12 protein-coding genes are annotated in these 15,234 nt (G+C 64.3%); 1 reads left to right on the top strand and 11 read right to left on the bottom strand.

From position 1 onward, the window contains the following. From ACR9ZJ_RS15800 to ACR9ZJ_RS15760, 9 genes are all read right to left on the bottom strand, one after another. Window positions 1–549, bottom strand: a 549-nt coding sequence (locus tag ACR9ZJ_RS15800; protein WP_481288271.1) for an ABC transporter ATP-binding protein, incomplete at its 3' end; no start/stop codon positions are given. A 150-nt stretch (window positions 550–699) separates the two neighbouring features. Then, window positions 700–933, bottom strand: coding sequence for a hypothetical protein (locus ACR9ZJ_RS15795; protein WP_481288270.1), 234 nt, complete (start codon window positions 931–933; stop codon window positions 700–702). A gap of 155 nt (window positions 934–1,088) precedes the next feature. Then, a complete protein-coding gene (locus ACR9ZJ_RS15790; protein ID WP_481288269.1) occupies window positions 1,089–2,027 on the bottom strand; it encodes a hypothetical protein in 939 nt (312 codons plus the stop codon). A 414-nt stretch (window positions 2,028–2,441) separates the two neighbouring features. After that, the gene (locus ACR9ZJ_RS15785) at window positions 2,442–3,851 is read right to left on the bottom strand and encodes a family 4 glycosyl hydrolase (RefSeq protein ID WP_481288268.1); all 1,410 of its coding nucleotides are present in this window, start codon (window positions 3,849–3,851) and stop codon (window positions 2,442–2,444) included. Continuing rightward, window positions 3,829–4,776 carry a carbohydrate kinase family protein gene (locus ACR9ZJ_RS15780; RefSeq protein ID WP_481280206.1) on the bottom strand — a complete coding sequence of 316 codons (948 nt, stop codon included), beginning with the start codon at window positions 4,774–4,776 and terminating at the stop codon, window positions 3,829–3,831. The genes ACR9ZJ_RS15785 and ACR9ZJ_RS15780 overlap by 23 nt, the downstream gene beginning before the upstream one ends. Further along, window positions 4,755–6,110 (bottom strand): APC family permease, encoded by a 1,356-nt coding sequence (locus ACR9ZJ_RS15775; RefSeq protein ID WP_481280205.1) that lies wholly within the window; start codon window positions 6,108–6,110, stop codon window positions 4,755–4,757. The genes ACR9ZJ_RS15780 and ACR9ZJ_RS15775 overlap by 22 nt, the downstream gene beginning before the upstream one ends. Further along, on the bottom strand, window positions 6,103–7,965 hold the full coding sequence (locus ACR9ZJ_RS15770) for a beta-galactosidase (RefSeq protein WP_481288267.1): 1,863 nt from the start codon (window positions 7,963–7,965) through the stop codon (window positions 6,103–6,105). Before ACR9ZJ_RS15770 ends, ACR9ZJ_RS15775 begins: the two co-directional genes overlap by 8 nt. 2 nt (window positions 7,966–7,967) lie before the next feature. After that, window positions 7,968–10,727, bottom strand: a complete 2,760-nt coding sequence (locus tag ACR9ZJ_RS15765) for a TonB-dependent receptor (protein WP_481288272.1) — start codon at window positions 10,725–10,727, stop codon at window positions 7,968–7,970. Window positions 10,728–10,967: 240 nt separating this feature from the next. Beyond that, entirely contained in the window at window positions 10,968–11,138 is a 171-nt protein-coding gene (locus tag ACR9ZJ_RS15760; RefSeq protein WP_481280202.1) for a hypothetical protein, read from the bottom strand. Between the two features lie 330 nt (window positions 11,139–11,468). Between ACR9ZJ_RS15760 and ACR9ZJ_RS15755 the strand changes: the two genes are divergently transcribed. After that, the gene (locus tag ACR9ZJ_RS15755) at window positions 11,469–14,366 is read left to right on the top strand and encodes a TonB-dependent receptor (protein WP_481288266.1); all 2,898 of its coding nucleotides are present in this window, start codon (window positions 11,469–11,471) and stop codon (window positions 14,364–14,366) included. A 1-nt stretch (window position 14,367) separates the two neighbouring features. On the opposite strand, the gene ACR9ZJ_RS15750 is transcribed toward ACR9ZJ_RS15755, so the two are convergent. Together ACR9ZJ_RS15750 and ACR9ZJ_RS15745 are read right to left on the bottom strand one after the other, a co-directional pair. Continuing rightward, window positions 14,368–14,538, bottom strand: a complete 171-nt coding sequence (locus tag ACR9ZJ_RS15750; protein ID WP_481288265.1) for a hypothetical protein — start codon at window positions 14,536–14,538, stop codon at window positions 14,368–14,370. Window positions 14,539–14,595: 57 nt separating this feature from the next. Next, window positions 14,596–15,063, bottom strand: coding sequence for a DUF1203 domain-containing protein (locus ACR9ZJ_RS15745; protein WP_481288264.1), 468 nt, complete (start codon window positions 15,061–15,063; stop codon window positions 14,596–14,598). Window positions 15,064–15,234 lie beyond the last annotated feature (171 nt).

Raw genomic sequence — 15,234 nt, 5'->3', positions numbered from 1 at the left:
GTCGACGAACAACGCGAGGGTGCGCGCCGCGGTGTCGGGGTCGAGGTTACCGGTGGGCTCGTCGGCCAGGATGAGGCCGGGTCTGTGGACCAGCGCGCGGGCGACCGCCACGCGCTGGAGCTCGCCGCCCGAAAGCTCGCGTGGGTACGCATCGCCGCGACCGCCAAGGCCCACGGAAACGAGCATCGCCTCCGCCGCGGCGAGCGACGCATGCGCATCGTGTCCCTGCAACGCCAGCGGCAACGCCACGTTGTGGGCAAGGTCGAGGTGCGGCAGGACATGGAACGCCTGGAACACGAAGCCGATCCGGTCACGCCGGAGCCCGGTGCGGCCATCATCGTCGAGGCCAGCGATATCGGTTCCATCGATATGCACGCTCCCCGCATCCGGCGAATCGAGGCCGGCGATCAGGTTGAGCAAGGTGGACTTGCCAGCCCCCGACTCGCCGGTCACGGCGACGAATTCCCCGCGAGCCAACGACAGGTCGAGCCCCTCGAAGAGGGTCCGCCCTCCGGGAACGGTCTTCACCAATCCGGTGACGTTGAGCATGCGGCGATTCCGGGTAAAGACAGCAGTTTACCCGTTGCTCGGCGAGGTGGGAGCCGCCCCTGTCGGCGATGTCTGCTTGCGAAAACCCCTCACATCACGCAACGCCGATGGCACCGACACATGGCTCGTTCGAACTCGGCTTCCCTGTCGTTAGCCGGGAGAGCGCCGTTCGAACTTCCACGCGATGACACCCACGAATACCAAGGTCGAAACGATCGAGAGGATAAGGAAGACCTGGTGGTCCAGGGTCTTCGGACCCAGATGTCGCAGTCCGATGAGGACCGCGACGTAAACAGCCGAAACCAACCACCCTTGCCAGCTCCTGGGGCCGATGCCCCAACCGAACCGCTTGCGACCGAACCAGTAGGTCTTTTGAGTGTCCATGCGTTCGAGCCTGCCACCTGTCGTAGCCACTACCACGCAAAGCTATCACCAGTTGCACCGACCCGGTAGCGATAGCGAGTTCTTACGATACGTGCACCGCCGCCCCCCGATCCTCGCGCTGCCGCAACGGACCACTCCGAGCCGGCAACGTGACTTCAAGGCCGGCGAAACTCGAAGTTGTCGACTACGACATTGTTGGCCACCTTGAACCTGACCTCGCGAATGCCCTTCGCGTTTTCATACGCCACGACGCTGACGATATCCGGTCCGGCAAGGACGGTTCCCAGATGCGTTTGGTCATCAGCGTAGAACTCGATATGGCCCCTGATAGCGTTCAGGTCGACACGCCTCATCGTGAACCGGACTCGGCTGGTGACCTCCTTGAAGTATATGGTGACCTCTTCAGGGTAAAAAACATCGCCGCCCAGGAGAACCCGCTTCCCCATCATGTGCGGAAACGCGTCATTCACTTCGGAGATGACATAAAGACGCTTCTTGTTGTGAATCGTCAACAGCGGCGTTTCCAGCAACGAGGTGTGATCCCCATTCGTCAAATTTTTGAAGTATTCGAGTGCCATGTCTCCCTCCGCGGGACTCGCAGGCACGGCGGCGGAAGCTTCGACGATTTCGGGGCCTTCCTCGACGGTTCCCGCGGTTGCACCGGAGGGTACGAGAACGCCCTCGTAGTTATCGAAGTAAACGACGTCGTAGGTCAAGAAACTAACCCTGCTGATTCCGGGCGGGTGTTCCAGAGCGACAACGCAAGGTTCGCCTTTCGTGACTTCGACAAGCTTTATCAGTTGATTGTCGAGGTCGAAAAAAGCGACGACTCCATTCTCGATCCCGCCATGGACATCGTTCAGAATGAACTTGATCTCGCCTGGACGATTATCGATCAACAGGTCGACCGAGAGATGATTATCCGGTCGTGGAAATTGCACACACCTCCCCATGAAGTAGGGATACCAGTCATCGGGCGCGCGAACGACGGACATGTCGCCTCCCGTGAGCTTGATAACGAAATAAGGCGTCGTCAAGCCCGCATACGAGCCCAAGGGATACTCTTCGAACTCAACGGTATAAGTGGCGTCCATGCACGGATCCCTCCTTCCTGAGTTGACTGACGACGACAGGAACGCCATCAGTGCCTGGATGACACGCTACACCCATGACGTCGCAGGCGTCTTGCGGACATCGCACATCGGGCAGCGCATTACTTCGAGTACGGGCGCGACGAATCGAAATCGTTGCCGAAGATGCGCAATGCCTGTGATCCCAAGAAAAAGGTTCTTCACGGAAGTCCGGGAAGCGCGGTAGGCAGAGCCGTCGGCCACCACCCTCGTCGCTCCGGTTGCACCGCCGCTCGGGAAAGGGTGCCTGTGGGAGCGACCCTGTCGGCGATGGTGCTTGCCTCACCCTGGCCCGCTGCCGCGGGATCGCCGACAAGGTCGGCTCCCACAACGGGGTTTCCGATTCGCCGTCCGGTGATCTCAACCAAGCAAAACGCGCTAACGAAGCACCGGCCCATGGCACAGGCATTCGCCATCGTCGTTCGCATGCCCCAGCAAGGCTTCGAGCAAATCACCGGACGGCGTCCACTCTCCGATCGCCGGATGGATCAGCATCGCCTTGCGCGCTTCAAGCCGGCGCTGGTCCAGCACCGAGGCGATCGCCGCGCGCTCGTACGCCTTCACCGAACGAACGAGGCCGTTCACCGCATCCGGCAACGATGCGATCGGCTGCGGAACGATGGAATCGAGTGAGATATCCGATGCGATCTCGACGATGTCGTCGTCGGGAAGGTCGGGCAAGGCGCCACGATTGCGCGTGTTCACCACGATACGGGCAGGCCTGGCGCCGGTCAGCGCGCTCATCACGTCGATGGCGATGCGGTGATAACCGGTCGCCACGCGGAACGGATCGCCTTCCAGGCTCACGCCGTGGTCGAAGGCCGATCCGCCTTCCGCTTCGAGTTTCATGTACGAACCGGAGCGCTGGTTCAGGTACGCCGCGTAGATGTCGACGGCCGCCTCGCCATCGCCCGCGTCCAGGCGCGAGGTCAACGTCGCCAGCAAGTCGTCGTTGAGGCGCTGGATCTCCGCGCCACGGCTGCCACCTTGCCTGCGCTGGTTATCCAGCGCGCGACGCTTCTCGTAGTAGAAGAACAGATACTCGGTCGGAATGAGGCGCAGCGCGCGAATCATCTCGAAGTCGAACAATGGTGCGAGGTAGAGCTGTCGAAGCAGGTCGTCGTCGGCCAGCAGGCGATCGAAGACGTCCTCGCCACGTACGCGCGCGCCGCGCACCCAGCCAAGGTGGTTGAGTCCCACGTAGTCGCACTCGACCTCGTCCGCCGGTTCGCCCAGGGCACGCGCGATGTTGTGGAACAGTTCGGTGGGCGTGTCGCAGATGCCGACGATGCGCGCCCTGCTGTGGTCGGTGACGGCCTGCGTGATGAGGCCGGCGGGATTGGTGAAGTTCACCAGCCAGGCCTCGGGACTCAGCCGTTCCACCAGCCGGGCCTGCTCGATGGCGACGGGAATGGTGCGCAGCGCCATGGCGACCCCGGCGGGACCGGTGGTCTCCTGGCCAGGATATCCATGGTCGATCGACACCCGTTCGTCGGCCGCCCGGCCGACGATGCCACCGATGCGAATGCTGTTGAGGACGAAGTCGGCGCCCTCGATGGTGTCTTCCAGGGAGGTCGCACCGCGCAGGCGCAGGTCGCCACCGAAATGCCGGACGATGGCCTTGCCGAGGTCGACCATGATCCGCAGCCGTGCGGGATCGGGGTCGTACAGCACCATCTCCGCGGCGCCGAGCGCTTCAGCGGCCTCGTTGACACCGAAAACCACCAGGGGCGAGCGGACGCTGCCCCCTCCAATCAATGCGATCTTACGATCCGTACGTCCGCTCACGAAGAGTCCTCAAGGTCGGGGAATGGGGAAGAGCATGCAAGGCGCCCGCCGCGGTGGTGCACAAGGCGCCGGTGACACAGGCGCGCTGCACGCAGCGGTCCAGCGTTTCGCCGTCGAGCACGGCGTCGATGAGCCCGGCGTCGAAGGCATCGCCGGCACCGGTCGTGTCCAGCGCCTCGACAGCGGGCGCATGGACGATTCGGATTCCCGCCGCATCGGCCACCAGCGCGCCTTGCGCGCCCAGCTTGAGCACCGTATGGCGCAAGCCCTGCGCGCCGGACCATGCGGCATAGGCATCCGCGTTGTCGTCACCGACGAGCAGGGCGGCTTCCTTCGCATTCGGCAGGAAAAAATCGATGTCGCGGCAGGTCGTGTGGTTGGCGGGATCGCGCAGCCAATCGGCGCTGTAGCCGACGTCGAGCGAGGTCGTGCATCCCGCCTGGCGGAGCTGCGGAAGGATACGCGCGGCCAGCTCGCGTGACAGCGGCATCGCGAAATGCACGTGGCGAGCGGCGACCAGGTCGGCGATCACGGTCGGCACTTCGAGCAGCTCGGACAATCCGGCGTTGGCACCCAGGTAGGTGAAGAACGAGCGGTCCTCGCGGGTGGAGACACTGACCGTCGTACCGGTGCCGTCGGCGCCGAGGCGGATGCCGTCCATGCCGACGCCGAAGTCTCCCAGCCGCCGCTCGAACCAGTCGAAGTCCGCCTCGCCGATCAGCCCCACGAGGCGCGTGCGCCGGCCGAGCCGCGACAAGCCGCACGCGGTGTTCACGCTGCCGCCTCCGAGCTCGCGCAGGTAATCCTTCGCGAGCACTTCCTCGCCCGGCCCCGGCCAGCGGGCGAAGCCGCTGAATACGTGGTCGGCATAGATCTCGCCCACGACGGCGACATCCCAGGATTTCAGGTCGATGGAAACGGCCACGAGCGCGTTCTCCGGGCTTGCCAAAGGAAGATGAGGGTACCGGCGACGACGGCGACCACGGCGGTCACGATCGACGACCAGCCGCTGGTCGCGACGAGGTAGAGCCAGCCCACCACGCTGATGGCGATCGGCAGCGGGTAAAACGGCATGCGGAAGGCGTCGGCCGAAACCTTCCTCCGGCGCAAGGCCACCACCGCGAAACACTGCGCGATGTACTGGAACAGGATCTGCACGACCATCAGCGTGGCGATCAGGCGTTCCAGTGAAAGGAAACATGCCAACGCCGAGGTCACGCCGACGAAGACCAGCGACACCGTGGGAAAGCCGCCGCGCGGATGGAGCTTCGCGAACACCCGGAAGAACTGTCCGTCGGCGGCGGCCGCATAGGGCACGCGCGAATAACCGAGCAGTACCACCAGGGCCGATCCCCAGCTGGCGAGCAGGATCAACGCCACGGCCAGCGTGCCGCCGATGCGGCCGTGGATGGCTTGCATGAAATCCGCCACCACGGCTTTCGACTGCGCGGCCTGCTCCCACGGCAGCACGCCGAGGATGCTGATGTTCAGGCCGAGATAGAGCACCGCCACGAGCGGGATCGAGGTCAGCACCGCAAGGGGGATGGTGCGGCGCGGCTGCTTCACTTCGCCACCGAGCATGCACACGTTGTTATAGCCGCCGTAGTCGTAGACGGCGATCAGCGAAACCGCGCCCAGGCCGAGCCAGAATCCATGCGTCGATTCCGTGCGCATGTGCAGGAACCGGCTGGCGGTCGCCATGTCGAAATGCGCGATGCCGCTGACGACGACCCAGGCGCAGGCCACGACGACGATGGCGGTGATGAACATCGACAGCTTCTGGATCTCGCCGACACGCCGGTACAACACGGCCGTATTCGCCAGGCACAGGCCCGCCGCCACGAGGATCCGCCCGCCGTCGCCGAGCGACGGCACGAGATAACCCAGGTATTGGGCGAATCCCACGGCGGCCGAGCCGATCGAAAGGGGCGCGGTGAGCAGCGTCTGCCACAGGTAGAGGAAGCCGAACAGGCGACCCATGCGTTCGCGCCCGTACGCTTCCCGCAGGTAGTGGTACGGCCCACCGGACTCCGGAATGGTCGAGCCAAGCTCCGCCCACACCAGTCCGTCGCACAGGCACAGGAAGGCGCCGGCGATCCAGCCTAGGAGCACGCCCGGTCCCGCAAGGGCGGAGAGCGCGAGCGGAATGGTCACGAACGGCCCGATGCCGATCATGTTCAGCACGTTGGCCGAGAGACCGCCCCAGAAGCCGATCGCCCGCGGCGGTACGTCGTGTGTCGGCACGGTCTCCTCAGTCATGCAGGCGTTCCGCGGCATGGATGCCCGCACCGGCGCTCCGGTGCAGGTCGAGCACCATCACGGTATTGTCGCCTTCGCGCAGCCATGGGCCCGGGCAGAACAATCGTCGTTGCGGCCCGATGTGCCAGTAGCGGCCCAGCAGCTGTCCGTTGACCCAAAGATAGCCCTTCGTCCACTCGCCCATGTCGATATAGACATCGCCCGGCCTGGCGAGGTGGATCTTGCCCCGGAAGAAGACTCCGCCACGGGCCGGTGGTCCCTTCAACGGCCGCAGGTGTTCCAGCCAGCTGCCATCCAGGGGCAAGGGCCAGGCATGGAAGTCACGCAAGGGCGCGCCATCGAGCGTCACCGGCCCGATCAGGCCCTTGTGGTCGCCCAGGCGCGGACCGAAGTTCACGTGCCCGAACGTGTCGACAAGTACATCCAGGATGCATCCGCGTGGCAAGGCGACGTCCGGCGACGACGACACGTCCGCATGTTCGACGCGCGATACGTGGCCGGCCTCGTGGCCATCCATGTAGACCACGGCATAGTCGCGCACGCCGTCCAGGCGAAGCCGCGAGCCCGCCTCGACGCGCTTGCGGTAGAGGACCAGGCCCTGGTCCTGTCCGAACAGGATCTCGTTCGGCCCCGGCACGGGTATGCGTGCCGGCTCTTCGAACAGGTTGTCCCACAAGGATGCGTATGGATCGAGTTTCACCGGCGCGAACGTCGCCGAGGGTTCGGCGGGCGGCACGGCGGGCGGTGTTGTCCCGGTCGCTTCCGCGATCACCTTGCGCAAGCGCTCGTACTGCGGGGTCGGGTATCCGCGCTCGTCGATCGGTGCGCCGTAGTCGTAGCTGGTGATGACAGGCTGGAACCGCGAACCGTCGTCTTCGAGGTTGGCCCCCGCGGTCAGGCCGAAGTTCGTGCCGCCGTGCACCACGTAGAGGTTGAACGAATAGCCCGCCTTCATCACGCGGCGCAGCGTATCCACGTAGTCCTTCGATGCGAAAACCGGCTCGCCCCAATGGGTGAGCCATCCCGGATATCCCTCGCCGACCCATACCGGCGCCTCGCCCGCGAACGCCCGGCCCTTGGCCAGGATGTCCACGTCCGCGCCGTCGAGACCCAACGCGGCGCCGGGCAGGTAGGCACGTCGGCGCGTGAGATCCTTCCAGCCGTCGGAGACGGCAAAGGGACCGGTGATGCCCTGTGCACGCCATGCCGCCTCGACCGCCTTGAGGTAGCCGACGTCCCCGGCGAACATCGAATACTCGTTCTCCACCTGGAGCATCAGCACCGGGCCGCCCCGGGACACCATCAAGGGCGCGACATGCGATGCCAGCGCGGAGATGTAGCGCCGGACGGCCGCCATGTAACGCGGATCGTCCCCATCGCGCAGGCGCGTGTCCGGATCGCGAAGCAGCCATGCCGGCAGGCCGCCGTTCGTCCACTCGGCGCAGACATAAGGACCCGGGCGCAGGTATACCCACATGCCCTCTTCCTGGCACAGGCGGATGAAGCCGGAGATGTCGCGGTTACCCGTTTCGAAATCGAACTGCCCCGGCTCGCGCTCGTGGTGGTTCCACATGACATACAGCGCGATGGTGTTGAGCCCCATCGCGCGTGCCATGCGTATCCGGTGGCGCCAGTGTTCCTTCGCGATGCGCGCCGGGTGCATCTCACCGCTGTGGATGCGGAACTCCCTGCCGTCGAGCAGGAACCGCCTCCGGCCGAAGCCGAAGGCGTGCGCCTTGCCGTCGGGCGGCACCGGCTTTACCGGCGCGGCCGTCCCCGCCAGCGCCACCGGCGGGGTTCCGCCCCATGCCATTGGCGCGAGCAACGAGAACGCGAGGAAGTCCCGGCGCCGCATGCTCAGAACGAGTACTTGACGGTGAGCAGCGTGGTCATGCCGGCATCGACGATATCCGAGTTGGCCAGGCTGTTCCTGCCGATGTGCGACCAGTACGAATACTGCTTGGTGAGGTTGCTCACCTGCAGGTCGAGCTGGATGCCGTTGGGCAGCAGGTAACCCGCGTGCAGGTCCACGCGGCGGATTGGACGGATCCACAGGTCGTCCCAAGGGCTGCCCTGGTTGAGGAAGTCGTAGGTCGAGAGATAGGAACCCGTGTAGTGGTAGCTGAGGTTCAACGAGAAACCGTTCTTCTCATAGAACAGTTCCGCGTTCGCCATGCGTTCCGGTGCCGCCTGCAAACGCTCGTTGCCGAAGCCTTCGCGCCCCAGGTCGACCTTCGAGTTCTGCCGCGTCGCGTTGACGCTGAAGCCGAGGCCATCCCACGGCGCGGGAAGATCCTGGAACTTCTGCCGCCAGGTCATCTCCAGGCCATACACCTTGCCGTCGCCGCCGTTCGTCGGCGTCTTGGTCAGCACGGTGCCCTCGCCTACCGTGTCCGGGTTGGCCTGGCCGCCGCCGCTGTCATAGATGTAGTCACGCAGTTTCTTGTAGAAGCCGGAGAACGACGCATAGCCTCCGCGATCCGTGGTCCATTCCGCGGCCAGGTCGACGTTGGTGGACTTGATCGGGCTGAGGTTCGGGTTGCCGCGGGTGATCGTCGTCACGCCTTCGGAGGTGTTGATCTGCGAACCGCCGCCGAGCTGGACGAAGGCGGGCCGCGTGTAGCTTTGCCAGACCGCGGCGCGGTACACCACGTTTCCATTGGGCCGGTAATTGATGAACAGGCTGCCCAGGGGCTCGTTGTAGACCGTACGGTTATTGTCGAAGAAGCCCGGCAGCTCGTTGCCGTCCGCGTCGGTCGGCGTGGTCCAGAACGTGTTGTGGATGGAGGTATGCTCGAAGCGCACACCGGGGATGATCTCCAGCGGCCCCTGGTTGATCGTGGCCATGGCGTAGGCCGCGGTGACCGCCTCGGTGCCACGCATGGTGTCGCAGTTGTAGTTGTTGAAATCGAGCGAGCTGCACGTATCCAGGTCGGACGGCAGCACGTGTTGGTCGATCAACGCCGCGACCGCCGCGCGGCTCACGTCGGGGGTGCGCCAGTGGTACTTGTCGGGGAAGATCGACGAGTAATAACCCTTGAAGATGCCCAGGTCGTCCAGCGTCGTCACGCCGTCGTTGATGCCGCCGGTGGACCAGTCGCGATTGGTGAACTCGCGCGAGCTGTCGCTGTACTTCACGCCGAACTTCACGGACGAGACCGGGCCGCCATCGAAGTCGTAGCGCAGGTCGAGCTTGGCGCCACCCCGCTTCTGGCCCGAGCGGATGTCGGTGACCTCGCCATAATCGTTCGCCCACATCCCGCCGATGTTGTTCACCGAGCCGAGCAGGCCCGGGGTCAGCTGCGGATACGGGAAACCGCCACCGCCGTAACGCAGCAACGAACTGCCGCCGTAGGCGAAGTTGTCCTGGGAATACTTGTCCTCGCGCCCGTCGATCTCCACGTGGTTGGGCCGGTCGTTGCGACCGATGCTCCAGAACACATTCGGCGAGATCGTCCAGCCCCCGGCGACCTTGTCGGCACCGAGCTGGATCGTGGCCAGGTCGGCACGCTCGGGATTGGTCTCGAACCAGAAACGATTGGCGATGCGGCCGATGTTCGGCGCGTACACGCCGGGCGTGGCGGTCGGGACGTACGTCACGTTGGACGGCAGCAACTGCGTATACGTGGTGTTCTGCTCGGTCAGCGCATACGCGTAGGTCATCTTCGCATAGGCTTTCAGCGTGGGATCGACGTTCCAGTCCAGCGAGACGTTGCCTCCGTAGCGGCGCTCGAAACCGGAGGCGATGCCCACGTTCGTGCCCGTGCTCACGAGGTTGCGGGCGGGATCGTAGCCGGGTGCGTTGTCGCCATCGGCCGTCGCGTGGAGGAAGGCCCAGGAGCCGTCGTTCGAGGCGCTTTCCGCCGCGCCGATCTCGCTGTTGGCGATGTTCCGGTAGTCGTAATAACCGCTCACGTACACCCCGAACTGCTTTTCCGCACCGAACTTTCCTTGCAGTTCCCCGGCAAGGCCGCCACCGAGGCCGCTGCCACCGTAATCGCGCGCCCGGCTTTCCGAGCGTCCGCTGGCGGTCACGCTGCCGCTGAAATCCTTCTTGAAGTCGAAGGCGCTGGGCGTACGGAAATCGATCGTCCCACCGATCGCGTCACCGTCCATGTCGGCCATCGATGTCTTGTTGAGCACGATGGTCTGCAGGCCCGAAGGCGGCAGCAGGCTCAGCTGGACGCTGCGGCTGTACGGCATGCCTTGTGCCACGTTGGAACCGTTGATCAGGTTCACGTTGTATTCGGAAGGCAAACCACGCACCGAGGCGAACATGCCCTCGCCGCGTGCCGCGCCATCGATGCCGCCGAAATAGCCGGTGCCCGTCGTGGTCACGTTCACCCCGGACATCAGGCCGAGCGCCTCGGCAACGTTATGCACGGCGGTGTGCTGCAAGTCGTTCGCCGACAGCACCTCCACGGTGTTCACCGAATCCATGCGCATATTGGTCGCGTCGTAGCGGTTCGCCACCACGCTGAGCCCCTTCATCTGCACCGCCTTTTCCGGCTTGGCCGGCGGCGGCGTGCCTTGAGTCGCGCCTTGCGTCGTGGCCGCCGCGTCCGCCGGAGGCGTCTGTGCCTGCTGCGCGAACGCGGGCACGACCGTGGATCCGATAACGGCGCACAGCGCCGCGACGAGCGTTTTCCTGGTTGGACAATAATGAGTACGCACAAGCCACCCCACCCCGAAAGTGTTCATGAGAGTTCTCGCACGGCCCCTCGGCGTGCGATGCGCTGTTCCGATGATCAGCGGGGTTCACCAGCGGGTCCGGACATGGCCTGCGAGCACGCCTGCGCGTGCAAGCGTGCGTCGACGAGCCGTCGGACGAGGAACGTGCCGATCAGTCGAATGGGATCAGCGGGAGGTGTGCGGGGGAGAGTAACCGGCGACGCATTTGCCGCGCGAACGCAATGCGCTCAGCTTGGCACGCGCGAGGATCGGCAGGCCGTCGGCCATCACGCGCGGGAAGGCGTGCCCTGCGAAGGCGCAGCTGGTGTTCGCATGATTTGAAGTGAGGCGACGCATCGTGGCTGTCCCATCATTCATCGCGAGCTGCGCGACCGGCATGCCCCATGCATGCGCGGCCTTGGCGTGCGACGGACGGCGAATACCGAGCGCCTCACACGATTCAACGTATAGCGCACCGCAAATTACGCGTCAACGGCCGAATTTGCATAGGTGGCCGGTTGCTGCGACGCACCAGGAGGCGGCACGGCCGATGCGTGCATCCACGGCACCTGAACGTAACGCAGGATTCTGCTGCGACGCAGGATGACAGTCACGTGTCACTCCCTCATTCTCCGGCCCGCGGCGCGGGGGCGCCGGTCACTCAACCGGAATGCGGGGAAAAACAAGATGAATCGTCGCCGTTTGACGCAGGCTCTTTCCGTGCCTGTACTTCGCCCGCAGCCGCTCGCCATGGCATGCGCCACTGCATTGCTGCTCATGTTCGCCTGCGCCGCGAACGCGCAGGACCAGCCCCAACAGACCTCCGAACCGGCTGCCAACCCGCCCGCCAGGACGACACAGAAGAAGCCCGCGAATCCGGATGCCGTGAGCAACCTCGATGCCGTTGTGGTCACCGGTATCCAGGGCAGCATCCAGAGCGCGATCAAGGCCAAGCAGAATTCGGACAACATCATCGAGGCCATCTCGGCCGAGGACATCGGCAAGCTTCCCGATAGCAGCATCGCGGAAAGCCTCGCCCGCCTGTCCGGCCTCGCCACGCAGCGCGTGGATGGCCGAGCCAACCAGATTTCCATCCGCGGCCTCTCGCCCGATTTCGCGGGAACGACGCTCAACGGCCGCGAGCAGGCCACCATCGGCGAGAACCGCGGCGTCGACTTCGACCAGTACCCATCCGAGTTGATCAGTGGCGCGGCCGTCTACAAGACGCCGGATGCCAGCCTCATCGGCCAGGGTTTGTCCGGCACCGTCGACCTGCACACGATCAAGCCGCTCGACCTGCCCAAGCGTACGTTCGCGGCCAACCTGCGTGGCGAAAATACCTCCAACGGCAGCCTGAACCACGGTACGGGCGTGGGCGACACGGGGCATCGTGCCAGCTTCTCCTATATCGACCAGTTCTTCGACCACACGCTCGGTCTCGCCGTGGGTTTTGCACAACTCGATTCGCCGGTGCAGGAAAAGCAGTACCAGGCGTGGTGGTGGAGCCTCAACAACGGTTCGCAAGGCGCGGAGACGAACTGGGGCGCGCCGCATACGCCCGGCATGCCCGACAACGTGCTTTCGCAGGAAGGCATGCAGTTGCGCGCCAAGTCGGAGAACCAGTTGCGCAATGGCCTGATGACCGTGCTGGAATGGGCTCCGGACGACCATTACCACTCGACGCTGGATCTCTACTACTCCACCTTCAACCAGAAGACCTACCTCAACGGCGCGCAGTGGTCGAGCAGCCCTTATGACAACGTCTCCTATTCGAACGTGGGTTACGTGCCGGCATTGCCCTATCCCATCGTCACCACCGGCCACATCGACGGGCTCAAGTCCGTCTTGCAGAACGAGTACACCAAGGAACACGACAAGCTGTTCTCGGCCGGCTGGAACAACCAGTACGACTTCGGCAACGGCTGGGTGATCACCGCCGATGCCTCGTATTCCAGTGCGAAGAAGCGCCTGCACGACGCCTATCTGTTCGCGGGCCTGCCTGGCCAGGCCACGTCGTCGACGGACTTCGCCACGCCCGAACACGAAGGCTTCCCCGATTTCCGGCCGGGCGTGAATTTCGCCGATCCGTCGGCCATCTTCTTCACCGATCCGAACAACTACGGTTACAACGGCCGCGAAGAGTTCGACAAGCAGAAGGACACCATCAAGGCGTTCCGCCTGGAGGTTAGCCATCCGGTCGGCTGGATCTTCAGCGATGTCAACGTCGGCGTGAACTACTCCGATCGTCGCAAGACCAAGCAGGCCGACGTTTATTTCGCCTGGCTCAACGGCAATGGCTCCACGGGCGACACCTACGTGCCCGGCTTCGCCACGCCGATCGATCCGTCCTTCCTGAGTGGCAGCACCGACCTCGACTACGGCGGCATTCCCGGCATCGTCAACTACGATGTCCTGCGTGCCCTGGGCAACCAGTTCTATCTGACGCAGCGCAACGGCCAGTCCGACTGGAGCCGCAACTATACGGTGGAAGAGAAGGTTCCCGTCGCCTACGTCAAGTTCAACATCGACACCAGCCTGGGCGATGTTCCCTTGCGCGGCAACGTGGGCGTGCAGGCCGTGCGGACCGACCAGTCGTCCGATGCGCTGCAAACCAATGGCGATGCGCTCGTCGGCCGCATTTCCGACGGAACGAAATACACCAAGGTGCTTCCCAGCCTGAATCTCGTGGCCGAGATAGCGGACAAGCAGTTCCTGCGTTTCGGCCTGGCCAAGACGATGGCGCGCGGCCGCATCGACGATGAAAAGGTCGCCACCTCCGCCGGCGTCGCACTGGTCAACGACGGCCCCGCCGCTGGGCAGGTGCTCTGGTCCGGCAGCGGTGGCAACCCGAAGCTGAAGCCTTATATCGCCGTTGGCGCCGACCTTTCGTGGGAGAAATACTTCGGCACGTCCAGCTATGTGGCGGCCGCCGTGTTCAACAAGAACCTGCTGAACTACATCTACAACCAGACCACGCTCGACTACGACTTCTCGCGCTACGTCAACGACAACCCCACCCTCACGCCCACCAGCACGAGAGGCTCGTTCACGCGGCCGGAAAACGGCACCGGCGGCAAGATGCAGGGCCTGGAATTGTCGGGTGCGCTGGAAGGCGCCTTGATCGCCCGTGCGTTGGACGGCTTCGGCGTGCAAGCCAACTTCTCGCTCACCAACAGCACCCTGCCGGTGAGCGCGGTATCGAGCATTCCCGGCAGCCCATCCACCCTGCCCGGCCTGTCAAGGAAGGTGGCCAACCTCGCCCTGTACTACGAGAAGTACGGCTGGTCGGTGCGCATCGCCGAACGCTATCGCTCGTCATTCACGGGAGAGGCCGTCGCCCTCTTCGACCAGCTTGGCTACACGCGTGTCCTGGCGGACAAGCAGACGGATTTCCAGCTCGGCTATGCCTTCGACCACGGCACGTGGAATGGTCTCTCGATCCTGCTCCAGGTGAACAACCTGACCAACTCACCGATGAAGACTGAACAGATCGCCGCGTTGCCGAACAACGTCAAGGTCGCACGCCCGCTCGAATACGACACCTTCGGCCGGACCGTGATGTTCGGGGTCAACTACAAGCTTTGAGTCAGCCGATCCAGGGTACGTTCGGCGAGTGCTGGGCCAACGCCGTTTCATCGCGTTCGGTACAGGCCCAGCACGGTATCTCCACCTGGCAACCGACGTCCTCGTCGACATAGGTGACGATGCCGGTACCCTGGCAGATCGGACAGATCGTGGATTCGCTGGTGGTTGGCATGGGGAATCGCCTCTCGCGGAAACGACTCCGTTATACGCCACCCCGGCGAATGCGGCGTCAAGCCCTGTCCACGCGTGCGGCATAGCATCCGTACGCGGCGTAATGGGCATGGACATAGCTGACCGCCGACATCGCGAACAGGCGTTCGATGGCCTCCGCCGCCGCATCGCCGTCGACGACGACGGCGCTGGCGATATGGTGGTGACGGTCGAACCCCCGCAGCGACAAGGTACGGACGCGCATCACGTCCGGCACTTCATCGTAGCCTTCGTAAGGAACCGTCGCGCCTTCGCGGATGAAGATCGCATGGCTCGATCGGTACGGTGTATCCGCCGGTTGGTGCATATGGTTCAGCAACAACAACGGCTCACCCCGGCGCGCGGCACGGAGTTCCACGCGTTCGGGAAAACCGGTGTCGTCGGTGGCCATCGTGCGGATCACGCCGCGGGCCTTGAGCGATGCCTCGTCGAGGCCGTACAGAGACATGTAAGGTTGAGGGTCGAGGCCGCTGATACGGAATGACATGGTGGAAGGTTCCTTGAGGGGTTCACACGCATCGTCCCCCGCGAACCGCCCGCGAACCATCCGCATCTTGCGCCCCATGAAACCCGCATCCCACTCCTGCCACCCCCTTGCCACACCCTGGTGGGAGCCGACCTTGTCGGCGATGGGTCATCGCGAGCACCCATCGCCGAC

It is taken from the genome of Luteibacter sp. KNZ12-1A, assembly GCF_056755675.1.
Note: the sequence above shows the minus strand (reverse complement) of the source record. Positions and strands in the feature narration are given on the sequence as shown.